This is a genomic window from Alsobacter sp. R-9, from assembly GCF_054612375.1.
This window is the reverse complement of sequence record NZ_JBTSWJ010000008.1, coordinates 66,254-90,737: the sequence shown is the minus strand read 5'-3', so window position 1 is coordinate 90,737 and position 24,484 is coordinate 66,254. Positions and strand designations below refer to the sequence as shown.

Below are 24,484 nucleotides of genomic sequence, written 5' to 3'. Positions count from 1 at the left end.
GCGGGGCCTTTCCGATTTGTTAACGCGTCCCGTACCATCCAAGGACGAAGCGTAACCCTTCGTTCAACCTCCGGCGGGTCTCCGTGTCGCTCTCTTCGTTCGCCTTCCCGCGTCCCCGCCGCCTCGCCGTCGTCGCGGCCGCCATCGCGCTCGCCGTGGCGGGATGCACCATGGCGCCCAACTACTACCCGCGCAAAAGCGACGCCAAGCCCCATCCGGGCGTGTCCAAAGCGCTGACCATGCCGGTGCACGGCATCGACGTGTCGCGCTGGCAGGGGCAGATCGACTGGGCCCAGGTGAAGGATGCCGGAACGAGGTTCGTCTTCATGAAGGCGACCGAGGGCGGCGACCACGAGGACCCCGCCTTCCGCGCCAACTGGGCTGCGGCGCGGGCCGCGGGCATTCCCGTCGGCGCCTATCACTTCGTCTACTGGTGCCGGCCGGCCATCGAGCAGGCGCACTGGTTCGTCCAGCACATCCCCAACGATCCCGACGCCCTGCCGCCTGTGCTCGACCTCGAGTGGAATGGCCACTCGCCGTCCTGCCCGCGCAAGGTGCCGAAGGAGGTCGCCCTGGAGAAGATCAAGGTGATGCTCGACCAGCTCGAGCGCCACACGGGCAAGCGGCCGATCATCTATACCGACATCACCTTCCACAAGGACGTGCTGGAAGGCGAGTTCGAGGACTATCCGTTCTGGCTGCGCAGCGTCGCGGCGGAGCCCGAGGAGCGCTACGTCAACCGGCGCTGGACCTTCTGGCAGTGGACGACGACGGGCCGCGTGCCCGGCATCCGCGGCGACGTGGACCGCAACGTCTTCTACGGCAGCGAGAAGGAGTGGAAGGAGTGGCTCAAGCGGGCCCGCGTGCCGACGCGCGACCCCGAGGAGGTCGAGGCCACGTCCTCGATCCTGCCGCGCGGCTTCCTGCCGTTCTGAGCGAACGCGCCGCGGGACGGACCGGATCCGTCCTCGCGGGCAGTGGGACCTCCCTCAGCTCCACGTCCGGTCCCAGGAGTACTCGTCGTCCCAGCGGTCGGTTGGTTCCCAGATGTCCTTCACGCCGGGCTGCAGATGGGCGCGCAGGACCTCGTCGTTGAGGTCGTCGATGCCGAGCCCCGGCTTGTCGGGAACCTCGATGAACCCCGAGCGGCAGATCGGGGGCAGGCCGGTCGCGATGTCGTCCCACCAGTCGACGTCGACCGAGTGCTGCTCCAGCGCGAGGAAGTTCTCGGTTGCCACCGCGACGTGCGCCGCGGCCATGCAGGCGATCGGGCTCTCGGCCATGTGGATGGCCATGGCGACGCCGTAGTCCTGTGCCGCGTCGCCGATCTTCTTGGTCTCCAGGATGCCGCCCGTCGTCAGCAGGTCGGGGTGGATCACCGCGATGCCGCTCTTGAGCAGCGGCATGAAGTTCTCCTTGAGGTAGATGTCCTCGCCGGTGCAGATCGGCACCGAGGTCGACTTCGACAGCGTCTCGTACTGGTCGGTGTACTGCCAGGGCAGCACGTCCTCGAGCCAGGCGACGTTGTACTTCTCGATGCGCTTCGCGAGCCGGATGCCGTCGGACAGCGAGATGTGCCCGAGATGGTCGATGGCGAGCGGGATCTCGTCGCCGATCACGGCGCGGACCTCGGCGATGTACTGCTCCATCATGTCGAGCCCCTTCTCCGTGAAGTGGAGGCCCGTGAAGGGGTGCATGACGTTGTGGACGTCGTAGATGGCGTTGGCCTTGCGACGCTCCTCGAGGTTCTTCGGGTGCTCGCGAAGGGGGTGGGAGCGGAACTGCTCGAGCACGCCGGTCGGCGCGTTGACGGTGCCTTTCTCGTGCATGACCTGGCCGAGGCCGAGGTCCATCTTGAGGAAGGTGAAGCCCAGCTCCATGCGCTTCTTCAGGCGCTTGCCGGTCTCGGTTCCGCTCGGGAACTCGGCGTCGGTGTCGGAATACTGGCGCACCTTGTCGCGGAACTTCCCGCCGAGCATCTGGTAGATCGGCACGCCGTAGGCCTTGCCGGCGAGGTCCCACAGGGCGATCTCGACGGCCGAGACGCCGCCGCCCTGCCGGCCGTGGCCGCCGAACTGCTTGATGCGGCGGAAGAGCCGGTCGACATCGCAGGGGTTCTCGCCGAGCAGGCGGCTCTTGAGCATCAGCGCGAAGGTCTTGCTCGCGCCGTCGCGCACCTCGCCGAGGCCGACGATGCCCTGGTTTGTGTAGATCTTCATCAGGGACGAGGTGAAGGGCGCGCCCTGGATGTCCGCGAACCGGATGTCGGTGATGCGCAGCTGCGACGGCCGCGAGTGCGGGTTGACGCGGTTGAGAGCCTCTTCGGCCGACGCCATGACGATCCTCCCCTAGATCAGATGTATGCTTCGTTAGGTCGGATTTAAGCGCCGTTCCGAGGCGATGGCCAGCACGAAGTCGGTGGGTCTGGCCCGCCGCCGGATCGGGGCGGCACGGTCAGCGCCAGGGGGGCTCGGATCCGGCCATGGCCTCGCGCTCCTGCGGCTTGAGCGCCCGCAGGATGTCCTCCCGGCGGTCCCAGACGCTCGCCGCAACCGCGAGGACGCCCTCGGAGGCCGTGGCCCGCACGACGTGCAGCCGGACGAGATCCGTGACGACGGGCTCGTCGATATCCGCCTCGAAGCGGGGAGCCGTGCGGCAGAGGAGCCACGCCAGGGCGTAGCTCTCCTCGTGTGAGAGGGCGGGGAGGTTCGCCAGCGCCTCGGCATCGCGCAGCGCCGCCTCCCGCTCGCTCTCGGCCCTCGCCGCGGCCTTGCGGCGGCGCTTGCGGCGAATCGCGTTGGTCCGCTCGGCGGCCCAGTGCATCAGCAGGCCGGCGAGGCCGGCAAAGCCGATCACGGCCACGACGATGGCGATGGAGCGCCAGTTGCTCTCCAGCGTGGAGAACGGCCAGACGAAGGCGCTCATCCCGAGAATGATGATCGCCCCGGTGGCGAAAAGGACGAAGAAGGTCAGGAACGTCGCCGGCCCGAACCCGCTGCCCGCTCTCTCCGCCACGGCGGCCCTCCCTCGCTCCCGCCGATCATCCGGCCGGGGCGCCGCCGTGGCAAGGGCGACGGGAGGGAAGGCTTTGCGAGTCGCTAAGGAACCACGACGTGGCGCACGACCTCGCCACGGTCGAGCCGGTCGAAGGCTTCGTTGATGCCGTCGAGCGGACCGGTGGAGGAGAGCAGGCGGTCTACCGGCAGCTTGCCCGCCTGGTACAGCGCCAGGTAGCGCGGAATGTCGCGCGGCGGGACGCAACTGCCCATGTAGGCGCCGCGGACGGTGCGCTCCTCCGCCACCATCGCGACGGCGGGGATCGAGAACTGCGTCGAGGGATGGGGCAGGCCGCCGGTCGCCGTCGTGCCGCCCCGGCGGGTGATCGCCCAGGCGAGGTCGAACGCCTTGGCCGCCCCAGCGACCTCGACCGCCGCGTCGACGCCGCCGCCCGTCCGGTCACGGATGATGCGCACCGCGTCGGGATCGGTCGCGAGAACGGTGTCCGTGGCGCCGAGCGAAGCGGCGATCTCAAGCTTCTGCGGCGACAGGTCGACGGCCACGATTCGTCCGGCGCCGCTCGCCACGGCGCCCAGAAGGGCGGCCAGGCCCACGCCGCCGAGGCCGACGACGGCGACCGACTGTCCCGGCCGCACCGCGCAGGTGTTCATGACGGTGCCCACGCCGGTCATCACCGCGCAGCCGAAGAGTGCAGCGTGCGTCAGCGGTACCTCGGGGTCGATCTTCACGATCGAGCGGCGGGAGATGACCGAGTACTCCGAGAAGGCGCACACGCCGCAGTGGTGGTTGACGTCGCCGCCGTCGCAGCTGAAGCGCCGCGCGCCGGAGAGCAGCCGGCCGGCGGCGTTTGCGGCGTTGCCGGGTTCGCAGAGGGCGGCGCGGCCGTCCATGCACATGGCGCAGTGGCCGCACGTCGGAACGAACGACATCACGACATGGTCGCCGCGGGCGAGGTCCGTGACATCGGGCCCGATGTCCTCGACGACGCCGGCCGCCTCGTGGCCCAGCGCGATCGGAAGGGGGCGGGGGCGGTCGCCGTTGATGACCGAGAGGTCGGAATGGCAGACGCCGGCCGCGGCGATCCGCACCAGCACCTCGCCGGGCCCGGGAGGCGCGAGGTCGACGGTCTCGACGGAGAGCGGGCGCGAGGACGCATAGGGGCGCGGGGCACCCGATTGCCTCAGGATGGCGGAGCGTACACGCATGGGACCCATTCCTCCCGTCATGAGCAGGCGCCTCCCTCGGAGGCTCGTTCCGGTCTATACCCGAGTGAGGCCGGAGCGCTACCGGCGGGCGAGGGGAGAACGACGCCATGGCTGACGCGCCGCGTCTGGAGGACTGGATCGGACGGCAGGAGACGCTGTTCGACACGGCCGATGGCGCCATGATCGACCGGCTGAACGCCGCCCTCGACCGCGACGACCCGCGCCTGCAGCCGGGCGACCCGCTGCCGCCTCTCGCCCACTGGTGCCTGTTCCTGCCCGTGGTCCGTGCCTCCGAGACGGGGCCGGACGGGCATCCCGCCCGCGGCGGGTTCCTGCCGCCCGTCCACCATCTCCCGCGCCGCATGTGGGCGGGAAGCCGGCTCTGGTTCCCCGGCGACATCACGGCGGGCATGCGCATCCGGAAAACCTCGACGATCCTCTCCGTGAAGGAGCGCGAGGGCGCGACGGGGCCGCTGATCTTCGTCACCGTGCGGCACGAGATCACCGAGGCCGGGGGCGGGCCGCTCCTCGTCGCCGACGAGCACGACATCGTCTACCGCTCGATCGAGGCAGCCGCCGCCAAGCCGGCGCCACCGGCCCCTGAGGGTGCCGTGTGGCGGCGCGAGCTTGTGCCGGACCCGGTGCTGCTGTTCCGCTACTCGGCCGTCACGTTCAACGGGCACCGGATCCACTACGACCGCAGCTACGTGACGCAGGTCGAGGGCTATCCCGGCCTCGTCGTGCACGGGCCGCTGACGGCGACGCTGATGATGGACCTCGTGCGCCGGAGCGTGCCCGCGAAGCGCATCCGGCGGTTCTCGTTCCGCGCCGTGTCGCCCCTCTTCGACGGCGCGCCCATGAGCGTGAATGCCATTCCGCCCGGCGAGGACGGAATCGTGAAGGTCTGGGCCGCCAACGCCACGGGCGGGCTGGCGATGCAGGGGGAGGCGGAGGTCGGATGAGGCCGCTCGACGGAATGCTGGTCGTCTCGCTGGAGCAGGCGATCGCGGCACCCTACTGCACCCGCCTTCTCGCCGATCTGGGCGCGCGCGTGATCAAGGTCGAGCGACCGGACGGCGGCGACTTCGCCCGCTCCTACGACAAGCGGGCGCGCGGCCTCTCCAGCCACTTCGTCTGGACCAACCGGTCGAAGGAGAGCATCGCGCTCGACCTGAAGGACCCGGCCGACCTCGCGGTGCTGACCGCGATGCTCGCGAAGGCGGACGTGTTCGTCCAGAACCTCGCCCCCGGCGCCGCGGAGCGGCTCGGGCTCGGCGCGGACGTCCTGCGGGCCCGCCATCCGCGGCTCGTGACCTGCTCCATCTCCGGCTACGGCGAGGGCGGGCCGTGGTCGGAGCGCAAGGCCTACGACCTGCTGATCCAGGCCGAGGCGGGATTCCTCACGGTCACGGGCACTCCCGACTCGCCGGCCAAGGCCGGCATTTCCGTCGCCGACATCGCTGCAGGTGTCACCGCCTACAACTCCATCCTGGCGTCGCTGCTGCGGCGGGAGCGGACGGGGGAGGGCGACCGGATCGACGTCTCCATGCTGGAGGCGATGGTCGAGTGGATGGGCTTCCCACTCTACTTCGCCCTCGACGGCGCGCCGCCGCCGCCCCGCTCGGGCGCGGGCCACGCGACGATCTACCCCTATGGCCCCTTCCGGACCGCCGACGGCATGGTGCTCTTCGGCCTCCAGAACGACCGCGAGTGGGAGCAGTTCGCCCGCGTCGTGCTGCGCCGCGAGGATCTCGCGGCCGACGCGCGCTTCCGGGGCAATGCGGGGCGGGCCGAGCACCGTGCCGACCTCGCGGCAGTGATCGAGCCGACGCTGGCGTCGCTGACGACCGCCGAGGCGAGCGCGCGACTGGAGGAGGCCGGCATCGGCATGGCGCGCGTCAACGACCTGAAGGCGGTGTGGGAGCACCCTCAGCTCGCGGCCCGCGGCCGCTGGGGCAGCGTAGGGACCCCGGCGGGCCCGCTGCCGGCGCTCGTCCCCGTGGGTGGGGCCGGATGGACGCCGCGGCTCGACCCCGTGCCGGCACTCGGCGAGCACTCGGCGGCGCTGCGGGCGGAATTCGCCCCGGGAAAGGACTAGGCGACGCGTTCGCGCGGCCTCAGGGCCAGGGTTTCGCGATCTCCGCGAGCGCCTGCGCGCCGGGCACCGGGGGCTCCTTGGGCCACGCGAAGAAGTCTGCCGACTGCGCCACCGCCTGGTCGAGCAGCGCCCGGTACGTCCGGCGCGGCACCTCGCGGGCGCCGAAGCGGGCGAGGTGGTCGGTGACGAACTGCGTGTCCAGCAGTTGGAACCCGCCTGCCCTCAGCCGGGCCACGAGGTGGACGAGCGCCACCTTCGACGCGTCCCGGGCCGTGTGAAACATGCTCTCGCCGAAGAAGGCCGCTCCCAGCCGCACGCCGTAGAGCCCGCCGACGAGCCGCCCGTTCTCCCAGGCCTCGACCGTGTGGGCGTGGCCGGAGTCGAACAGGGCGCCGTAGAGGTCGCGGATGCGGGCGTTGATCCAGGTCTGGTCGCGACCTTCCGCCGGAGCCGCGCAGCCGGCGATGACGCCGTCGAAGTCGCTGTCGATGCGGATCTCGAACTGGTCGGCGCGCACGGTGCGGGCGAGCCGCGATGGCACGTGGAAGTTGTCCAGCGGGATGATGCCGCGCTCGCGCGGCTCGACCCAGTAGAGCGCCGGGTCGTCGGCGCTCTCGGCCATGGGGAAAATGCCCGCCGCGTAGGCGCGCAGCAGCAGGTCTGGCGTGATCTCGACGTCGCTGTCCCGCCGCCGGCCCATGCCGCTCCGCCTGTCGTCAGGCCCCCGAGGGATCCGCCATGCCCCCGGTGGCGAGGAAGGATTCCAGCCAGTGGATGTCGTAATCGCCGTTCTGCATGTCCGGGTTCCGCACCAGCGTCCGGAACAGCGGCAGCGTCGTCTCGATGCCGTCGACCACGAACTCGTCGAGCGCCCGGCGCAGCCGCATGAGGCACTCGGTGCGGTTGCGGCCGTGGACGATCAGCTTGCCGACCAGGGAATCGTAGTTCGGCGGGATCGTGTAGCCCTGGTACACCGCTGAATCGACGCGCACGCCGAGGCCACCGGGCGGATGGAAGTAGGCGATCCGGCCCGGCGAGGGCCGGAAGGTCGCCGGATGCTCGGCGTTGATGCGGCACTCGATGGCATGGCCGTTGAGCGCGATGTCCTCCTGCGCGAAGGACAGCGGCGCGCCGGCGGCAATGCGGATCTGCTCGTTCACGAGGTCGATCCCGGTGATCATCTCCGTGACGGGATGCTCGACCTGGATGCGGGTGTTCATCTCGATGAAGTAGAACTCGCCGTTCTCGTACAGGAACTCGACGGTCCCCGCGCCGACATAGGCCAGTTCCTGCATGGCGCGGGCGACGGTGCCGCCGATCTTCGCGCGCATGTCGGCGTTCAGCGCGGGGGAGGGGCCTTCCTCCCACACCTTCTGGTGGCGGCGCTGCAGCGAGCAGTCGCGCTCGAAGAGGTGCACCGCGCCACCCTTGCCGTCGCCGAGCACCTGCAATTCGATGTGGCGCGGCTTCTCGAGATACTTCTCGAGATACACCGCGTCGTCGCCGAAGGCCGCCTTGGCCTCGGCGCGCGCGGTCTGCAGGGCGTGGACGAGGTCGGCTTCCGTGCGGGCGACCTTCATGCCGCGCCCGCCGCCGCCGGCCGCGGCCTTCACGAGAACCGGGTAGCCGATGTCGGCGGCGACGCGCAGGGCTTCGTCGTCGTCCGAAATGCCGCCCTCCGAGCCCGGCACGCAGGGGATGCCGAGGCGGCGCGCCGTGCGCTTGGCCTCGATCTTGTCGCCCATGATGCGGATGTGCTCGGCCTTGGGGCCGATGAAGTGGATGCCGTGGCTCTCCAGGATCTCGGCGAAGCGCGCGTTCTCGGAGAGGAACCCGTAGCCCGGGTGCACGGCGTCGGCGCCCGTGATCTCGCAGGCGGCGAGCAGCGCTGGGATGTTGAGGTAGCTGTCGCGGGCCGGCGGCGGGCCGATGCAGACGCTCTCGTCGGCGAGGCGCACGTGCATCGCGTCCGCGTCGGCCGTCGAGTGGACTGCAACCGTCGCGATGCCGAGTTCCTTGGCCGCGCGCAGCACGCGCAGCGCAATCTCGCCCCGGTTCGCGATCAGGATCTTGTCGAACATGGTCAGGCTTCCGGTCGGGAGGTCGGGTGCACGGCGCGGGTTGCCGACCGGCTCACTCGATGACCATCAGCGGCTCGCCGTACTCGACCGGCTGCCCGTCCTCCACGAGGATGGCGGTGACCGTGCCGGCACGCGGGGCGACGATCTCGTTGAAGGTCTTCATGGCCTCGACGAGCAGCACGCGCTCGCCGGCCTTCACCACGCTGCCCACCTCGACGAAGGCTTTCGCGTCCGGCGAGGGGCGGCGGTAGGCCGTGCCGACCATCGGCGAGGTTACCGTGTTGACGCTCGGCTCGGGCTTCGCGGCCGGGGCGAGAGGCGCCGGAACGGGCGCCGCGGCCGGGGCCATCGCGGCCGGTGCTGCGGCCGGAACCGAGAGCGTCATCGGGGCCGCCGCCATGATCTGGCGGGCCACCCGGATGCGAAGGTCCCCCTTCTCGACCTCGATCTCGGTCAGCTCCGTCTCGGCGAGGAGCTTGGCGAGCTCGCGCACGAGCTTCGGGTCGATGGCATGGTCCTTGGTGGTCATCGTGTCTGGGGTCGCCGTCTTCAGGGATTGCCGGGAGGCGGTCGAGGGTGTCTTCGCCTTCGTCGTCGCGCTCGCCATGGGCATCGTCCCGATGGGAAGGGTTCGGCCGCCTCGCGCCCTGCCACCGCCGGTCGCGGTTTCGAATCGGGAAACGGCCGCGCGGCGCATCCGCGCGGGCCGACCTCATATAACCTAAAGGCGCAAAGGGGAAGCGCGGCCTCGACAGGGGCCCCTTTCCCCGGTGCTCAGCAGGCGGTCCGGCCGCACTGGCGCATGGCCGTGACGTTGGCGCGCAGCTGGTCCGTGCCCACGGCGCCCATGACGATGTCCTCGCCGATGACGTAGGACGGCGTGCCGCTGAGCTTCAGCATGTCGGCCATCCGCATCGTCTCCTGCAGCTTGGCCTGGATCTCGGGGCCGTCCATGTCCTTGGCGACGCGGGTCATGTCCGCGCCCATCTCCTTGGCCAAGGCGAGGGCCTGCGCCTTGCCGACGCGGCTCTTCGACTCCATCAGGCGGACGTGGAAGTCCCAGAACTTGTCGGCCTTGAACTGGTTCTTGACGGCCAGGGACACCTGCGCGGCCTCGATGGAATCCTGCCCCTGCAGCGGGAAGTCGCGGATCACGAGACGCAGCTTCGGGTCGCCCTTCAGCAGCTCGCGCAGGTCGGACACCGACCGGCGGCAGTACGGGCAGTTGTAGTCGGTGAACTCGACGATGGTGACGTCGCCCTGCGGATTGCCGACGACGATGTTCTTGTCCGCCCCGGTCAGCAGCGGCTGGAGATCCTTGATCGCTCCCTGCAGGGCAACCCGCTCCTGCTCCTTCTGGCGCCGGTCCAGCTCGATGAGGGCGTCCTGGATGACCTCGGGGTTCTTGATCAGGAAGTCCTTCACGATCTCGCCGATCGCGGCCTTCTGCTTGTCGGTGAAGTCCTGGGCCCGGGCCTGGGACACGAGGGCGGCCGTCGCGAGCGTCACCGCGAGGGCGCCGGCGGCGAGACGGAAGGGGCGCAGGATCATGGTTCGGATCTCCGGGGCCGCCACAGCCGGCGGCGATGCAGGGCGTTCATTGTCCCGCGCCCTGCAGGGGAACGCGGGGACGGTAGTTGATGATGTCGTCCGACTTCAGATAGGCGGGAGAGCCGGGAGGCAACTTCTCCTTGGCGCGCGTCGCCTGCGTGACCGCCATCCTGTAGTCGCCCGAGTAAAAGTAGTTCTGCGCCGTCGCATACTCGGCCATGCCGATGTCGCCCTTGAGCGCATAGGCGTTGGCGAGCTGGCGCCAGCCTTCCGGCCACTCCGGCTCGCGCTGGGTGGCGTTGGAGAGCTCGCGGATCGCCTCGGCGGCGTTGGCCTGGTTGCCGGTGGCAACCAGGGCCTGCCCGAGCAGGATCTTCACGAGGCCGGCCGACGGCGCGAGCGCGATGGCGCGCCGCAGCGGCGGGATGGCCTCCTGCGCGCGGCCGAACTCGAGCAGAACCTGACCCTTCAGTTCCCAGAACCACGGGTTGTTCGGCTGGTCGCGCAGCAGGCCGTCGATCTGCGCGAGCGCGTCTGGCAGGCGCTTGGCCCGGTAGCCGGCGATGGCGCGGGCGTAGCGGGCGGCGAGGGAGTTGTCGCTCAGGGGATAACGTCGCGACACCTCGCCGGCGCTTGCCGAGAAGCCGTAGAGCTTGGCGCGCATCAGGTCGTGCCGGGCCTGCAGGGCCGGCGGGTCCTTGCGGGCGTAGTTCGGGCTCTTCCTGACCAGTTCCTCGAGATTGGCGATGCGCTCCGTCGGCATCGGATGGCTCACCATGTAGGGGTCGATGCTCGCGGACTTGAACATCGCCTCCTGGGCGAAGCGCTGGAAGGTGTCGAGCAGGCCCTTGGGCGACTGCCCGGTCTTCTCAAGATACGACACGGCCATGCGGTCGGCGGCCTGTTCCTCCGAGCGCTGGTAGGCGAGCAGGCTGCGCATCGCCAGCTCCTGGCTACCCAGCATGAGCCCCGAGGCGCCCGTGCCCGCATTGCCGACGGCGTTGCGCGACGCGGCGCCGCCGACCATCGCCCCGGCGCCCAGCAGCATGCCGGCGATGGCGAGCAGCTGGGCCTTCTGCATTTCCTGGCGCAGGCGCGAAAGATGGCCGCCGACGATGTGTCCCGTCTCGTGGGCGATGACCCCGATGATCTCGTTCGGGGTCTTCGCCTCCATGAGCGCGCCGGTGTTGATGAACATCCGCTTCCCGTCGGCGACGAACGCGTTGAAGCCGCGGTTGTCGAGCAGGATGATCTGGATCGAGCCCTTGCGGATGCCGGCGGCGTCGAAGATCGGCGTGGCGTACTCGCGAAGCAGCTGCTCGATCTCGGCGTCCCGGATGATCGCCTGCCGCGCCGACTGCGCCTCGGCGGGGGCGCCGGTCGGGACGGTCGCGGACACGCCGATCGCGCCCGCGCACAGCAGGGCGACCGCGCGCCTCAGGAGGCTTGGCCGGCCGCTGTCCTTGCTGCTAGGGCTGGCTGCCCGGAGCGGCCTGATGCCGGAAAAGGATGTATCTGACACGGCTGAAGACTTAGCGAGGGCAGGGCGGCGTGGTCAAATCACGCAGCCGTTGACGATTCCGGCCGTGCAGTGACCGCCAATCACGGCGAACACGTGGCACGAGGCCTCAAATCGGGCCCGACGGGCCCCGGAGACGACGATGACGGACGCAAACCGGCGCCCCGGACCCTCGCGACGCAGCGACGTCGCGCCGTTTCTGGCCATGGACGTGATGTCGGTGGCCAACCGGCTCGAGGCCGCGGGCCGCGGCGTCGCCCACATGGAGGTGGGTCAACCGGGCGCGCCGGCCCCGAAGGCGGTCGTCGCGGCGGCCCGCCGGGCCCTCGACGCCGGTCGGATCGGCTACACGGAGGCGCTGGGGCTTCCGTCCCTGAGGCAGCGCATCGCCCGGCACTACCGCGATGCCTACGGCCTCGTGGTCGACCCCGCGCGGGTCGTCGTCACGACCGGCTCGTCGGGCGGCTTCATCCTGGCGTTCCTGTCGATGTTCGACCCCGGCGCCCGCCTGGCCATCACCGCGCCCGGCTATCCCGCCTACCGAAACACGCTGCGCGCCCTCGGGGTGGAGCCGGTCGAAATCGAGGTAGGGCCCGCGGACGGCTGGGTCATGACGCCGAGGGCCGTCGAACGGGCTCACGCGGAAGGCCGGATCGACGGCGTGCTCGTCATGAGCCCCGCCAATCCATCCGGCACGATGATGGATCGGCGCCAGCTGGAGGACATGGCCTCCTTCTGCCGGGACCGCGGCCTGTGGTTCGTCTCCGACGAGATCTACCATGGCCTGACCTACGAGAAGCCGGCGGAGACGGCGCTCGCCATCGACGACGACGCGATCGTGATCAACAGCTTCTCGAAGTACTACTGCATGACCGGCTGGCGGATCGGCTGGATGATCGTTCCCGAGCGGCTGGTTCGACCGATCGAGCGGCTCAGCCAGTCGCTGGCGATCTCGGTGCCGTACCTCTCGCAGGTGGCCGCGGAGGCCGCCTTCGACGCGACGGAAGAACTCGAGGAGATCAAGGCGGGGTACGCGGCGAACCGGGCGCTGCTGCTGGAGGGCCTGCCGCGGGTGGGGCTGCCGGACTTCCTGCCGGTGGACGGGGCCTTCTACGTCTACGTCGACATCGGCCGCTACACCAATGACGCGATGACCTTCTGCAAGGACCTGCTGGAGCAAGAGGCGGTGGCGACCACCCCGGGCCTCGACTTCGACCCTGCCCGGGGCCACCGCTACATGCGCATCAGCTTCGCCGGCACGCGCGAGGACTGCGAGGCGACGCTGGCGGGGCTGGAACGCTTCCTCAAGCGGTGAGGGCAGGGGCCCGGCCGGCGGCGGCCGTCGGGGGCGCGGCCGATGCGCCGGCCTAGAGCCAGCGCCGGACCTTCTCGGCGTAGGCGCGCCATTCCACCGGGAAGCGTCGGGCGAGGTGGTCCTCCTCCCGGCTGACGGCGAGCCACCCGACGGCCGTGACGGTGACCGGGACGAGCAGCAGCAGCCAGCCCCAGCGCAGCAGAAGCGCGAGTCCGATCAGCGCCACGGTGTTGCCGAGGTAGATCGGGTTGCGGCTGAAGCGGTACGGACCGCTCGTGACCAGCGCCGTCGCGCCGGCGTGCGGCAGCACGGTCGTGCGGTGCCGCCGCAGGGTGACGATGGCCCACAGGTCCAGCCCGAGCCCGAGCCCGAACACCACCGACCCGAAGACCCGCGGCAGGCTGTCCATCGCCGTGTCGAGCCACAGCCAGGGACCGAAGCGCTCCAGCGTCCAGGCGACGAGCAGCGCGCCCGAGTAGATCAGCGGCGGCCACGGCAATTCGTTCGGCCGGGAGCCGGTGTCCTGCGGCATGGGCGGGCGTCTCTCCCTTTTGCGGCGGAGCGGCCTTCAAGAGACCCCCGCGTCCGGAGTATCCTGCGCCCCACTCCGGGACTCAAGGACACCCGTCATGCTCGCCAATGCCGTGCGCCCCTTCAACTTCGACCTCGGTGAGACGGCGGACATGCTCCGCGACACGGTGTCGGCCTTCGCCCAGGCGGAGATCGCGCCGCGGGCGGCCGAGATCGACCGCACGAACACGTTCCCGCGGGACCTGTGGCCGAAGCTCGGCGACCTCGGGTTGCACGGGATCACGGTCGAGGAGGAGTACGGCGGCTCCGGGCTCGGCTATCTCGAGCACTGCATCGCGATGGAGGAGGTGTCACGGGCCTCGGCATCCGTCGGGCTGTCCTACGGCGCGCACTCCAACCTGTGCGTGAACCAGATCCGCCGCAACGGCACCGAGGACCAGAAGCGCCGCTACCTGCCGAAGCTGATCTCCGGAGACCATGTCGGTGCCCTGGCCATGTCGGAGCCCGGCTCGGGATCCGACGTCGTCTCGATGCGCACCCGCGCGGACCGGAAGGGCGACCGCTTCGTCCTCAACGGCAACAAGATGTGGATCACCAACGGCCCGATCGCCGAGACGCTGGTCGTCTACGCCAAGACCGACCCGGACGCCGGGCCGCGCGGCATCACCGCCTTCCTCGTCGAGAAGGGCATGAAGGGGTTCTCCACGCACCAGAAGCTGGACAAGCTCGGCATGCGCGGCTCCGACACCTGCGAACTGGTCTTCGAGGACTGCGAGGTGCCGGCGGAGAACGTGCTCGGCGCCGTCGGCAAGGGCGTCAACGTGCTGATGTCCGGCCTCGACTACGAGCGCGCGGTGCTGGCGGCGGGGCCGCTCGGCATCATGCAGGCGGCGCTCGACGTGGTGATGCCCTACATCCACGAGCGCCGGCAGTTCGGCCAGCCCATCGGCGAGTTCCAGCTGGTGCAGGGGAAGGTGGCGGACATGTACGTCACGCTGAACGCGTGCCGCGCCTACGTCTACGCGGTCGCCAAGGCGTGCGACCGGGGCGAGACGACCCGCGAGGATGCCGCCGGCGCCATCCTCTACGCGGCCGAGAAGGCGACGCAGGTGGCGCTCGACGCCATCCAGCTGCTCGGCGGCAACGGCTACATCAACGACTACCCGACCGGGCGCCTGCTGCGCGACGCCAAGCTCTACGAGATCGGCGCCGGCACCAGCGAAATCCGCCGCATGCTGATCGGCCGGGAGCTCTACGCCAAGACTGCGTGATCGCGAGTCGCGCCAGCGACTTCGCCGGCGATCCTTCGAAACTGATTCAACGGGACGTCGCCCGGGCGACGGCTCCACCTCCCGCCTCCATCTCCGTCCATAAGGACCACGCCATGATCACCCTGTGGGGCCGCATCACCTCCATCAACGTCCAGAAGGTCGTGTTCGCGGCCGGGGAGACCGGCGCCGCCCTGGAGCGGCGCGACGCCGGCGGCGCCTTTGGCATCGTCGGGACGCCGGAGTTCAAGGCAAAGAACCCCAACGGCATGATCCCCGTGATCGAGGACGACGGCCTCGTCCTGTGGGAGTCGAATGCGATCGTCCGCTACATCGCCGCCCGTTACGGGGCCGGCACCCTGTGGCCGGAGGACCCGCGCGCCCGCGCCGTCGCGGACCAGTGGGCCGACTGGCAGCAGACCGTGCTGGGCCGGGCGATGGGGCCGGCCTTCCTGGGGCTCGTCCGCACGCCTCCCGAGAAGCGGGACATGGCGGCCATCGAGGCCGCCTGCAAGCAGACCGAGGCGGCCTTCGACATGCTGGAGGCGCAGATCGCCCGCCACGGGCACGTGGCGGGGGAGCGGATGACCTTCGCCGACGTGATCCTCGCGCCGGCGGCCCACCGGTGGTTGCACATGCCGGTGACGCGGGCGTCACGGCCGGCGCTGGAGAGCTGGTATGCCGCCATGGCGGCGCGGCCTGCCGCCAAGCCTGCCCTGCCGCTTCCGGTCGTCTGAGGCAGCGTTGCGCGGGCTTGCACGCCGCTGCGCTTGGTGCCACGGTCCCGGCCTCTTTCAACCAGGCCTGAACCCACCATGAGCCTCGACGCCAGATCTCTCGACGCCAGCACCCGCGCCGCCCTCGAGGGCATCTCCACCGCCACCATCACCACCGTCCTGCTCAAGAAGGGCCTGCGGAAGCTGTGGATGCGCGGCACGAAGCCGCTCGCCACCGCTCAGGGCAAGCGGATCGCGGGCCGGGCCTTCACGATGCGCTTCGTGCCGGCGCGCGAGGACCTCGCCACGCCGGAATCCTGGTCGTCGCCGCGCTCGACGCGCGCCGCCATCGAGGCGATGCCCGAGGGCTGCGTCGCCGTCGTCGACGCCATGGGCGTCACGGATGCCGGCATCTTCGGCGACATCCTGACGAGCCGCATGGCGAAGCGCGGCGTCGCGGCGCTCGTGTCGGACGGCGTCGTGCGCGACATCGCCGGCGTCGTCGGCAGCGGCCTGCCGGTCTGGTGCCAGGGGACGGCCGCACCCGCGTCGGTGGCGGGCCTCACCTTCGTCAACTGGCAGGAGCCGATCGCCTGCGGCGGCGTCGCCGTTTTCCCCGACGACGTGATCGTGGCGGATGCGGACGGGGCGGTGTGCATCCCGGCGGCCTTCCTGGACACGGTTCTGGAGCAGGGGCCCGAGCAGGAGCGGCTCGAGGCGTGGATCATGGGCGAGGTCGACAAGGGCCTGCCGCTGCCCGGCCTCTACCCGCCCAACGCGGAGACCAAGGCCCGCTACGAGGCGGACAAGGCCAAGGGCTGACCCGCAGGGCGGCGCGGGGATGTACTTCACCGCCTCCAAGGTCCTCTGGATCCTCGCCGCGCCGCTGAACGCGCTCGTCCTGCTCGGCCTTGCCGGGCTCGTTCTTCTGCTCACCCGCTTCCGCCGGACCGGCTGGTGGCTCGTTGCGACCTGCCTCGGGGGCATCATCGTCCTCGGGACCCTGCCGGTGGGGACGCTGCTCTACCGGGGACTGGAGGACGCCGTTCCCCGCTGGCAGGACGACGGGCGCCCCATCGCGGGCGTCATCGTGCTCGGCGGCGTGTTCGACGCCCAGACGTCGGATTACCGCCGCCAGTTGACTTTCGCCGATACGGGGGAGCGGCTGACCGCGATGGCGACGTGGGTCCGCAACCGCCCGGACCTGCCGGTGGTCTTCACCGGCGGGGCCGGCAACCTCGTCGGGACGGTTCCGAGCGAGGGCGAGGTGCTGCAGCGTTTCGTCGGCGAACTCGGGATCGCGCAGGGCCGCGTGCTTTTCGAGACGCGCTCGCGCAACACGGTGGAGAACGCACTCTTCACGCGTGACCTCCTCAAGCCGAGGCCCGGCGACCGGTTCGTGCTGGTGACGTCGGCCGCGCACATGCCCCGCGCGCTGGGCATCTTCCGGCAGGCGGGGCTCGACGTGCTGCCCTGGCCGGTCGACTACCGCAGCCGGCCTCTGGACGACGGGGTCTTCTCCACCAACCTCGTCGAGGGTCTCAGCCGGGTCGACCTGTCGCTGCGCGAATGGATCGGTGTCGTGGCGGCCCGGCTGCTCGGCCAGACGCCGTCGCTGCTCCCGCGGCCCTGAGCCCGTCAGTCCTGCCGCGGCAGGCCGAGCCGGTAGACGCCCTTGAAATCGTGCGGATCCGCGGGCTTGCCCTTGCGGTAGATGACGATGCGACCCGTCTCCGCAAGCCTCACGGCCGCGCGCCGGACGGGGATCATCAGAGGGCCCCAGCCATCCGGGTGCGTGCCCCCGAGCGCCCGGGCGGCCTCGGACGGGCAGATGGTCTTGCCCTCGCCGCGCTCGGTCACCAGCGTCAGGATGGTCTCTTCGAGGTCGGCGGGGGAGGGGGCAGGGCGTTCGGTCATCCGCCGCGTGTGCGCCGACAGGCGCGTGGCGTCAAGGCCTCAGACGTCCCGCAGAACGGCGTCGTGGCTGTCCGACTTCAGCTGGCGCAGCGCCATCACGACCAGAACGGCCGCCGTCGAGCCGACGAGCACGATCGGCGAGACGAACCAGCCGAGATAGCCGAGCGCGAAGAAGAAGGCCCGCTGGCCGCGGTTGAAGTGCTTGCCCGCCGCCGTCGTCATGGCGGCCGTCCGCCGCGCGTGGGCGCGCGCCGCCTCCGTCTCGGCCTCCTCGTGGGGCGGCGTGCCGCCCAGCAGGATCGCGGCGTAGTTGAACAACCGGTAGGACCACGCGAACTTGTAGAAGGCGTAGACGAAGATGATGGCCAGTCCGATGGACTTCGCCTCCCACGCCGCCCGCGTCGTCGCGATTCCGAGCGGGAGGTCGACGAACACCCGCACCACGTCGTCGGCCGAGCGCAGCAGGGCGAGCGATCCGCCGATCGCCAGCAGCGAGGTCGAGGCGAAGAAGGCGGTGCCGTTCTGCAGGCTCGCCATGATCTGGGTGTCGATGATCCGCACCTCTCGAAGGAGCATCCGGCGCATCCATTCGTCGCGGTAGAGGTGCATCGCGCCGTTCAGCGTGCGGTCCGACAGCCAGCGCGATTCGACGAGCTGGCCGTAGCCCACCCAGGTGACGGTGAAGAAGACGAGGGCGGCCCAGTCCGCGGGCGTCAGGATCGACATGACCGGCAGTGTCGGCGACACGGCCCCCGCCGCCAAGCCGGAGGCGCGGCGCAATGTGCATAAGTCCCCGCCCGCGGCGTGGATTGACGCGGCGGGGGCGGCGTCCGATCCTTCCGGCCGGAGGCTCGAAACATGGTCCAGACCATCAGCAAGGGGTACAAGGCGCTGCTCGCCGAGGCGAACGCCATGGTCGAGACGGTGCCGGCCGCCGAGGCGGTGAAGCTCGTCGGACGCGACGACGTGGTCCTCGTCGACCTGCGCGATCCGCGGGAGCTGGAGCGGGAAGGCAAGGTACCCGGCGCGTTCCACTGCCCGCGCGGCATGCTGGAGTTCTGGATCGACCCGGAGAGCCCCTACCACAAGCCCGTCTTCGCGGAGGACAAGACCTTCGTGTTCTTCTGCGCCGGCGGCTGGCGCTCGGCGCTCGCGGCCCGCACCGCCCGCGAGATGGGCCTCAAGCCCGTGGCCCACATCGGCGGCGGGTTCTCTGCGTGGAAGGAGGCCGGTGGAGCGGTCGAAGCCGTGACGCCGAAGCCGAAGGGCTGACCGCCGACCCAGCTACCCGGCCGGCATTGCAAGCCGTCGCCGTTCCGCCATGATCGCATCAGCCACGCCGGCGCGGGGCCTTCCGCGCCGCCAGCAGGGATAAACCTCCGTTGGCCGTTCTCACGACCTCCGTCGATTCGCGTTCCGCCGCCTTCCGGGCCAATGCCGAGCAGTGGGAAGCGCTTGCCGCCGACCTGCGCGAGAAGCGGGCAGAGGCCGCCCTCGGCGGTCCCCCCAAGGCCCGCGAACGGCATCTCGGCCGCGGCAAGCTCCTGCCGCGCGACCGGGTGACCCGCCTCATCGATCCCGGCTCGCCCTTTCTCGAGATCGGCGCGCTTGCGGCCCACGGCATGTACGAGGACGCCATCCACGGGGCCGGGATGATCGCCGGGATCGGCCGGGTCGAAGGCCGCGAGGTCATGGTCGTCTGCAACGACTCGACCATCAAGGGCGGCACCTACTACCCGATGACGGTGAAGAAGCACCTGCGCGCGCAGGAGATCGCGCGGGAGAACCGTCTGCCCTGCGTCTATCTCGTCGATTCGGGCGGGGCGAACCTGCCGCACCAGACCGACGTGTTCCCCGACCGCGAGCACTTCGGCCGCATCTTCTACAATCAGGCGACGTTGTCCTCGCTCGGCATCCCGCAGATCGCGGTGGTGATGGGATCGTGCACGGCCGGCGGGGCCTACGTTCCCGCCATGTCCGACGAGACCGTCATCGTGCGGCGGCAGGGAACGATCTTCCTCGGCGGCCCGCCGCTCGTGAAGGCCGCGACGGGCGAGGAGGTCTCCGCGGAGGACCTCGGCGGAGCCGACGTCCACGCTCGCGTCTCCGGCGTGGCCGACCACTACGCCCTGGACGACACGCACGCCCTGGCCATTGCCCGCCGCATCGTCTCGACGATCCCGCTGCGCAAGGAGCCCGGTGTCCCACTGCGCCCGGCCGTCGACCCGCGGCTCGACGCGGGCGAACTCGAAGGCCTCGTGCCGGTCGACCTGCGCAAGCAGTACGATATTCGCGAAGTCATCGCGCGGCTCGTCGACGGCTCGGAGTTCGACGAGTTCAAGGCGCTCTACGGCACCACGCTGGTCACCGGGTTCGCGACGCTGTGGGGCATGCCGGTCGGCATCGTCGCCAACAACGGGATTCTCTTCTCCGAATCGGCCGTGAAGGGCGCGCACTTCATCGAGCTCTGCGCGCAGCGCCGCATCCCGCTGCTGTTCCTTCAGAACATCTCGGGGTTCATGGTGGGACGCCAGTACGAGGCCGGCGGCATCGCCAAGGACGGCGCGAAGCTCGTCACGGCGGTCGCCTGCGCGCGGGTGCCCAAGATCACCGTCATCGTCGGCGGCTCGTTCGGGGCGGGCAACTACGGCATGTGCGGCCGGGCCTACTCGCCGCGCTTCCTGTTCACGTGGCCGAACGCCCGCATCTCGGTGATGGGCGGCGAGCAGGCGGCGAGCGTGCTCGCCACCGTGCGGCGCGACAACCTCACCGCCGAGGGCAAGACCTGGTCTGCCGAGGAGGAGGAGGCCTTCAAGGCGCCGATCCGGGCGAAGTACGAGGCCGAGGGCCATCCCTACCACGCCACGGCGCGGCTCTGGGACGACGGCATCATCCTGCCCTCGGAGACGCGGCGCGTGCTCGGGCTCGCCTTCTCGGCCTGCCTCAATGCCCCCGTCGAGGAAACGCGCTTCGGCGTCTTCCGCATGTGACGGCCCGCGGCGCCCCAGGCCGCCGCGGTCCTTTCAGGACGACGCGTGTGTCAGCAGCCATTCTCCATCGGGGATTGAAGCCATGTCGGACGTCGCGCAAGCTCATTCGATGATGATCGTCCCGGAGTCCCTCGCCTACGACGACGTCACGCTCACCTGACACCGACCCCATCCGAGGAACCGCACCGCATGTTCTCGTCCGTCCTCATCGCCAACCGCGGCGAAATCGCCTGCCGGGTGATCCGCACGGCGCGCCGGCTGGGGCTGCGGACGATCGCGGTTCATTCCGAGGCGGATGCGGACGCGCTCTTCGTGCGCGAGGCCGACGAGGCCCACCTCATCGGGCCGGCGCCGGCGCGGGAGAGCTACCTCGTCGGCGAGAGGATCCTTGAGGTGGCCCGGGCGACCGGGGCGCAATGCATCCACCCCGGCTACGGGTTCCTGTCGGAGAACGCCGAGTTCGCCGAGGCCTGCGCCGCGGCAGGTGTCGTCTTCGTCGGACCGCCGGCATCGGCCATCCGCGCCATGGGGCTCAAGGACGCGGCGAAGTCGCTGGTCGAGCGGGCCGGCGTGCCGGTGGTGCCGGGCTACCACGGGCCCAAGCAGGACCCGGCGTTCCTGCGCGAGCGGGCCGCCAACATCGGCTTCCCCGTGCTGATCAAGGCCGTGGCCGGCGGCGGCGGCAAGGGCATGCGCCGCGTCGACCGGCTGATCGACTTCGAGGAGGCTCTGCAGGGCGCGCAGCGCGAGGCGTCGAACGCGTTCGGCGACCCGCGCGTGCTTGTGGAGCGCTATGTCCGCTCGCCCCGGCACGTCGAGATCCAGGTCTTCGCAGACGCGCACGGTAACGTGGTGCATCTGTTCGAACGCGACTGCTCGTTGCAGCGCCGCCACCAGAAGGTCATCGAGGAGGCGCCGGCGCCGGGCATGCCCGAGGCGGTGCGGGCCGCGATGGGCAAGGCCGCCGTCGAGGCGGCGCGGGCCGTGGGCTACGTGGGGGCCGGGACGGTCGAGTTCATCGCCGACGGATCGCAGGGGCTGCGGCCGGACGGCTTCTTCTTCATGGAGATGAACACCCGCCTGCAGGTCGAGCATCCGGTCACCGAGGCGATTACCGGACTCGACCTCGTCGAGTTGCAGTTCCAGGTGGCGGCCGGCGAAAAGCTGCCCTTCGCGCAGGGCGACCTCGTCATCGGCGGCCATGCCGTCGAGGCCCGGCTCTACGCCGAGGATCCGGAGCACGGCTTCCTGCCGTCCACCGGTCGCCTGTGGGCCCTGCGCTTCCCGGAGGGGGAGGGCATCCGCATCGACACGGGCGTCGAGGAGGGGGGCGAGGTCACCCCGTTCTACGACCCGATGATCGCCAAGGTCATCGCCCACGGCGAGACGCGAGACGAGGCCCTTGATCGGCTGTCGGCAGCGCTCGGCGCCACGCTGGCGGCGGGCCCGCGCACCAACCTGGCCTTCCTGCAGGCGCTGGCTGACGCGCCCGACTTCCGCGCCGGACGCTTTGACACCGGGTTCATCGACCGCCATCTCGAATCGCTCGGCGCCGTGCCGCGGCCGGTCGATCCGCGCGCGGTGGCGGCGGGGGCGCTGGCCCTCGTCGCGGCCGAGCAGGCACGCATCCGCCCGGCGGCCGGCTCGGCGAACGATCCCTGGGATGTCGCCGACGGCTTCCAGCTGGCCGGCCCCCGGCAGGCGGTGCTGCCCCTCGTTGTCGAAGGAGAGCGGCTCGACGTGCTCCTCGGCTTCGACTCGGAGGGGGCGACGGTCGAGATTCCGGGCCAGCCGGTGCCGCCCGGCGACCACGACCTGACCGTCGTTCCGGCGGGCAGCGACCTGATCGTTCTCGCCGACGCGCGGCAGACGCGGGTGGCACTGTTCGACCCGCTCGCCCAGTCGCTCGACGCCGCCGACGGCGGCGGGCTCGTGAAGGCGCCGATGCATGGCAAGGTCGTGGCGGTGTTCGTCGCAGCCGGCGAGAGCGTCGAGAAGGGCCAGCGGCTGGCCATCGTCGAGGCCATGAAGATGGAGCACAGTCTCCTGGCCCCGCGCGCGGGCGTGGTGGCCGAGGTGGCCGTGGAGCCCGGACAGCAGGTCGGGGAGGGCGCCCGGATCCTGGTGATCGGGGACGCTGCCGGCTGATCCGCGGGGGCTTGTCCACAGGCCGCTGGCGAGGTCCGTTGTCGGGCCTGTCACGGCGGATTACGAGGAGACCATGGCCCTGCACCTCCTCAAGCTCTGCGTTGGCTGCGACTCGATCGCCGATCTCGAAGGCTGGATCGAGGAGACGATGGCGCTGTGGCGCCGGCTCGGGAAGCCGGAGGAGCAGATCCACACGACGCGGATGGTGCCCAAGAAGATCGACGAGATCCTCGACGGGGGCTCGCTCTACTGGGTGATCAAGGGCCAGGTCGCCTGCCGGCAGCGCCTCGTCGACATCCGGCCCTTCACCGACGGGGAAGGCATCGGGCGGTGCCACCTCGTGCTGGAGCCGAAGGTGATCCCCGTGGTTCCGCGTCCCTGCCGGCCGTTCCAGGGCTGGCGCTACCTGCCGGCCGACACGGCGCCGAAGGACCTCGGCGCCGGCGGTGCCGGAACGGCGGCCATGCCGGAAGCACTGCGGCGCGAACTGGCCGAACTGGGTCTACTCTGACCCAGGGCGAAGCCGTGCCGGTTCCGACGCGCCTGCGCAACCGGTTGCATTCGCCGTTCGCCCGGCCACATTAGCCGGGAGGACGGAGCAGGCATGGCGAACGACACCCGGAAGGACGTGACGCGGACGGGCGCCGCCGGCGGCGCGTCGACGCCTGCGCCGGTGTCGGACCGCGGCGCGATCGACGCGTTCATCGCCACTACGAAGGCGCTGGCGCCCGGCGCGGCGGGACAGCGCGGGCGCCTCGTCTTCGCGCTCGACGCCACCATGAGCCGCCAGCCCACGTGGGACCTCGCCTGCCGGCAGCAGGCTCAGATGTTCGAGGCGGCGGCGTCCGTGGGCGGCCTCGACGTCCAGTTGTGCTTCTTCCGCGGCTTCGCCGAGTGCCGCGCGTCCCGCTGGGTGTCCGACGCCCGCGGGCTGACCGACCTGATGACGCAAATCTCCTGCCGCGGCGGGCACACGCAGATCCGGCGCGTGCTGGAACACGTTCGCGACGAGACGCGGCGCACGCCTGTGCGTGCGCTCGTCTTCGTCGGCGACGCGATGGAGGAGAAGCTCGACGACGTCTGTGCCGTCGCGGGAGAACTGCGCCTGCTCGGCGTCAAGGCCTTCATGTTCCAGGAAGGCCGGGACGGGGCGGCGGACACCGCTTTCCGCGAGGTTGCGCGGATCACCGGCGGAGCCTATGCCCGGTTCGGGGCAGGCGCGGGTGCCGAACTGGCCGCGCTTCTGCGCGCCGCGGCGGCGTACGCAGCCGGAGGGCGCGCTTCGCTCGAGGCGCTCGCACGCCGGGACGGCGCGGGGGCGCAGGCGCTCCTCGGCCAGATCTCGTGAGGGGACCTTGACCTTTCTGGCAGGACTGGTGGCCGTTGGCCTCATCTGGTGGCTCCTCAAGAGCTACACCAAGACCAATCCCTCCCTCATCGCCCGCAACATGAAGCGCATCGGGGGCATCGCCGCGCTGGGGGCGGCGGCGTTCCTCCTCTTCAGGGGGCGCGTGGACGCCGCCATCCCGGTCGGGTTCCTGGGCGCCTACCTGCTGGACCTGCAGGGATTCTCGATGCCCGGGTGGGGCCAGCGCACGCAGGGCTCGCCCGGGATGCGCTCGCGGGTGCGCTCGGCGCTGATCGAGATGGAACTCGAGCACGATACCGGGGCGCTGACCGGCGCCGTGCTGGCGGGCCCGTTCGAAGGCAGGGCGCTCGACAGCCTGACCGAGGGGGATCTTGCCGACCTCGCCGCGCAGTGCCGTGCGTCCGACCCCGAGGGCGAGCGGCTGCTAGAGGCTTATGTCGACCGCCGGTTTCCCGGCCGGCGTAAAGCAGCAGACGCGGACGCGGACGCGGGGGCGGCGCCGCAGCGCGGGAGCGCGCTGTCCGAGCAGGAAGCCTACGAGATCCTGGGCCTTCAGCCGGGCGCGGGGGAGGAGGACATCCGCCGTGCGCACCGCTCGCTCATGAAGAAACTGCATCCCGACCACGGGGGGTCGACGTATCTCGCCACCCGCGTGAACCAGGCCAAGGACGTCCTCTTGAACCGGCATCGCTGATACTCCACGCGCAAGTCCGGCAAAAACAAAGGCGTTCAGGTCTCGGCGGGGACGGCCCCGCCGC

Annotated in this window: 25 protein-coding genes; 14 read left to right on the top strand and 11 right to left on the bottom strand. The window is 70.7% G+C overall.

Annotated features, from left to right (window positions below; genetic code table 11):
- Nucleotides 1–83: 83 nt before the first annotated feature.
- Nucleotides 84–935, top strand: coding sequence for a glycoside hydrolase family 25 protein (locus tag ACX9GQ_RS14135; RefSeq protein ID WP_459630201.1), 852 nt, complete (start codon nt 84–86; stop codon nt 933–935).
- Between the two features lie 54 nt (nt 936–989).
- Here the strand turns inward: ACX9GQ_RS14135 and ACX9GQ_RS14130 are convergent, their stop codons facing one another.
- The 3 genes from ACX9GQ_RS14130 to ACX9GQ_RS14120 form a co-directional block, all read right to left on the bottom strand.
- Nucleotides 990–2,336 carry a mandelate racemase/muconate lactonizing enzyme family protein gene (locus ACX9GQ_RS14130; protein WP_459630200.1) on the bottom strand — a complete coding sequence of 449 codons (1,347 nt, stop codon included), beginning with the start codon at nt 2,334–2,336 and terminating at the stop codon, nt 990–992.
- A gap of 118 nt (nt 2,337–2,454) precedes the next feature.
- Nucleotides 2,455–3,015 carry a hypothetical protein gene (locus ACX9GQ_RS14125; RefSeq protein ID WP_459630199.1) on the bottom strand — a complete coding sequence of 187 codons (561 nt, stop codon included), beginning with the start codon at nt 3,013–3,015 and terminating at the stop codon, nt 2,455–2,457.
- A gap of 83 nt (nt 3,016–3,098) precedes the next feature.
- A complete protein-coding gene (locus ACX9GQ_RS14120; protein ID WP_459630198.1) occupies nt 3,099–4,223 on the bottom strand; it encodes a zinc-dependent alcohol dehydrogenase family protein in 1,125 nt (374 codons plus the stop codon).
- 107 nt (nt 4,224–4,330) lie between these two features.
- On the opposite strand from ACX9GQ_RS14120, the gene ACX9GQ_RS14115 reads away from it, so the two are divergent.
- Nucleotides 4,331–5,185 carry an HTD2 family dehydratase gene (locus tag ACX9GQ_RS14115; RefSeq protein WP_459630197.1) on the top strand — a complete coding sequence of 285 codons (855 nt, stop codon included), beginning with the start codon at nt 4,331–4,333 and terminating at the stop codon, nt 5,183–5,185.
- A complete protein-coding gene (locus ACX9GQ_RS14110) occupies nt 5,182–6,321 on the top strand; it encodes a CaiB/BaiF CoA transferase family protein (protein ID WP_459630196.1) in 1,140 nt (379 codons plus the stop codon). The genes ACX9GQ_RS14115 and ACX9GQ_RS14110 overlap by 4 nt, the downstream gene beginning before the upstream one ends.
- 19 nt (nt 6,322–6,340) lie before the next feature.
- On the opposite strand, the gene aat is transcribed toward ACX9GQ_RS14110, so the two are convergent.
- The 5 genes from aat to ACX9GQ_RS14085 all read right to left on the bottom strand — a co-directional run bounded on the left by aat (nt 6,341) and on the right by ACX9GQ_RS14085 (nt 11,352).
- A complete protein-coding gene (gene aat, locus ACX9GQ_RS14105; protein WP_459630195.1) occupies nt 6,341–7,021 on the bottom strand; it encodes a leucyl/phenylalanyl-tRNA--protein transferase in 681 nt (226 codons plus the stop codon).
- A 16-nt stretch (nt 7,022–7,037) separates the two neighbouring features.
- On the bottom strand, nt 7,038–8,402 hold the full coding sequence (gene accC, locus ACX9GQ_RS14100; RefSeq protein WP_459630194.1) for an acetyl-CoA carboxylase biotin carboxylase subunit: 1,365 nt from the start codon (nt 8,400–8,402) through the stop codon (nt 7,038–7,040).
- A gap of 52 nt (nt 8,403–8,454) precedes the next feature.
- Complete coding sequence (accB, locus tag ACX9GQ_RS14095; RefSeq protein WP_459630359.1) at nt 8,455–8,931, bottom strand: acetyl-CoA carboxylase biotin carboxyl carrier protein; 477 nt, start codon at nt 8,929–8,931, stop codon at nt 8,455–8,457.
- A 245-nt stretch (nt 8,932–9,176) separates the two neighbouring features.
- Nucleotides 9,177–9,953: a DsbA family protein gene (locus ACX9GQ_RS14090; RefSeq protein WP_459630193.1), complete on the bottom strand. Its 777-nt coding sequence runs from the start codon at nt 9,951–9,953 to the stop codon at nt 9,177–9,179.
- Between the two features lie 46 nt (nt 9,954–9,999).
- Entirely contained in the window at nt 10,000–11,352 is a 1,353-nt protein-coding gene (locus tag ACX9GQ_RS14085) for a M48 family metalloprotease (protein WP_459630192.1), read from the bottom strand.
- A gap of 262 nt (nt 11,353–11,614) precedes the next feature.
- Here ACX9GQ_RS14085 and ACX9GQ_RS14080 point away from each other — a divergent pair, with 262 nt between their 5' ends.
- Nucleotides 11,615–12,787: a pyridoxal phosphate-dependent aminotransferase gene (locus ACX9GQ_RS14080; RefSeq protein WP_459630191.1), complete on the top strand. Its 1,173-nt coding sequence runs from the start codon at nt 11,615–11,617 to the stop codon at nt 12,785–12,787.
- Nucleotides 12,788–12,839: 52 nt separating this feature from the next.
- Here ACX9GQ_RS14080 and ACX9GQ_RS14075 read toward each other — a convergent pair whose 3' ends face one another.
- Nucleotides 12,840–13,319, bottom strand: coding sequence for a methyltransferase family protein (locus tag ACX9GQ_RS14075; RefSeq protein ID WP_459630190.1), 480 nt, complete (start codon nt 13,317–13,319; stop codon nt 12,840–12,842).
- A gap of 97 nt (nt 13,320–13,416) precedes the next feature.
- On the opposite strand from ACX9GQ_RS14075, the gene ACX9GQ_RS14070 reads away from it, so the two are divergent.
- From ACX9GQ_RS14070 to ACX9GQ_RS14055, 4 genes are all read left to right on the top strand, one after another.
- The gene (locus ACX9GQ_RS14070; protein WP_459630189.1) at nt 13,417–14,589 is read left to right on the top strand and encodes an isovaleryl-CoA dehydrogenase; all 1,173 of its coding nucleotides are present in this window, start codon (nt 13,417–13,419) and stop codon (nt 14,587–14,589) included.
- Nucleotides 14,590–14,702: 113 nt separating this feature from the next.
- A complete protein-coding gene (locus ACX9GQ_RS14065) occupies nt 14,703–15,323 on the top strand; it encodes a glutathione S-transferase family protein (protein WP_459630188.1) in 621 nt (206 codons plus the stop codon).
- 78 nt (nt 15,324–15,401) lie between these two features.
- Nucleotides 15,402–16,124 (top strand): ribonuclease activity regulator RraA, encoded by a 723-nt coding sequence (locus ACX9GQ_RS14060; protein WP_459630187.1) that lies wholly within the window; start codon nt 15,402–15,404, stop codon nt 16,122–16,124.
- Nucleotides 16,125–16,143: 19 nt separating this feature from the next.
- The gene (locus ACX9GQ_RS14055; RefSeq protein ID WP_459630186.1) at nt 16,144–16,935 is read left to right on the top strand and encodes a YdcF family protein; all 792 of its coding nucleotides are present in this window, start codon (nt 16,144–16,146) and stop codon (nt 16,933–16,935) included.
- 5 nt (nt 16,936–16,940) lie between these two features.
- On the opposite strand, the gene ACX9GQ_RS14050 is transcribed toward ACX9GQ_RS14055, so the two are convergent.
- Both ACX9GQ_RS14050 and ACX9GQ_RS14045 read right to left on the bottom strand, forming a co-directional pair.
- On the bottom strand, nt 16,941–17,219 hold the full coding sequence (locus tag ACX9GQ_RS14050) for a DUF3253 domain-containing protein (RefSeq protein WP_459630185.1): 279 nt from the start codon (nt 17,217–17,219) through the stop codon (nt 16,941–16,943).
- A 39-nt stretch (nt 17,220–17,258) separates the two neighbouring features.
- Nucleotides 17,259–17,966, bottom strand: coding sequence for a DUF599 domain-containing protein (locus tag ACX9GQ_RS14045; protein ID WP_459630184.1), 708 nt, complete (start codon nt 17,964–17,966; stop codon nt 17,259–17,261).
- Between the two features lie 111 nt (nt 17,967–18,077).
- On the opposite strand from ACX9GQ_RS14045, the gene ACX9GQ_RS14040 reads away from it, so the two are divergent.
- The 6 genes from ACX9GQ_RS14040 (at nt 18,078) to ACX9GQ_RS14015 (ending at nt 24,420) form a co-directional block, all read left to right on the top strand.
- On the top strand, nt 18,078–18,491 hold the full coding sequence (locus ACX9GQ_RS14040; RefSeq protein ID WP_459630183.1) for a rhodanese-like domain-containing protein: 414 nt from the start codon (nt 18,078–18,080) through the stop codon (nt 18,489–18,491).
- A gap of 110 nt (nt 18,492–18,601) precedes the next feature.
- On the top strand, nt 18,602–20,209 hold the full coding sequence (locus tag ACX9GQ_RS14035; protein WP_459630182.1) for a carboxyl transferase domain-containing protein: 1,608 nt from the start codon (nt 18,602–18,604) through the stop codon (nt 20,207–20,209).
- Between the two features lie 189 nt (nt 20,210–20,398).
- Complete coding sequence (locus ACX9GQ_RS14030) at nt 20,399–22,357, top strand: acetyl/propionyl/methylcrotonyl-CoA carboxylase subunit alpha (protein ID WP_459630181.1); 1,959 nt, start codon at nt 20,399–20,401, stop codon at nt 22,355–22,357.
- Nucleotides 22,358–22,430: 73 nt separating this feature from the next.
- Entirely contained in the window at nt 22,431–22,868 is a 438-nt protein-coding gene (locus tag ACX9GQ_RS14025; protein ID WP_459630180.1) for a DUF1489 family protein, read from the top strand.
- A gap of 93 nt (nt 22,869–22,961) precedes the next feature.
- Nucleotides 22,962–23,705 (top strand): VWA domain-containing protein, encoded by a 744-nt coding sequence (locus ACX9GQ_RS14020; RefSeq protein ID WP_459630179.1) that lies wholly within the window; start codon nt 22,962–22,964, stop codon nt 23,703–23,705.
- Nucleotides 23,706–23,712: 7 nt separating this feature from the next.
- On the top strand, nt 23,713–24,420 hold the full coding sequence (locus ACX9GQ_RS14015; RefSeq protein ID WP_459630178.1) for a DnaJ domain-containing protein: 708 nt from the start codon (nt 23,713–23,715) through the stop codon (nt 24,418–24,420).
- Nucleotides 24,421–24,484 lie beyond the last annotated feature (64 nt).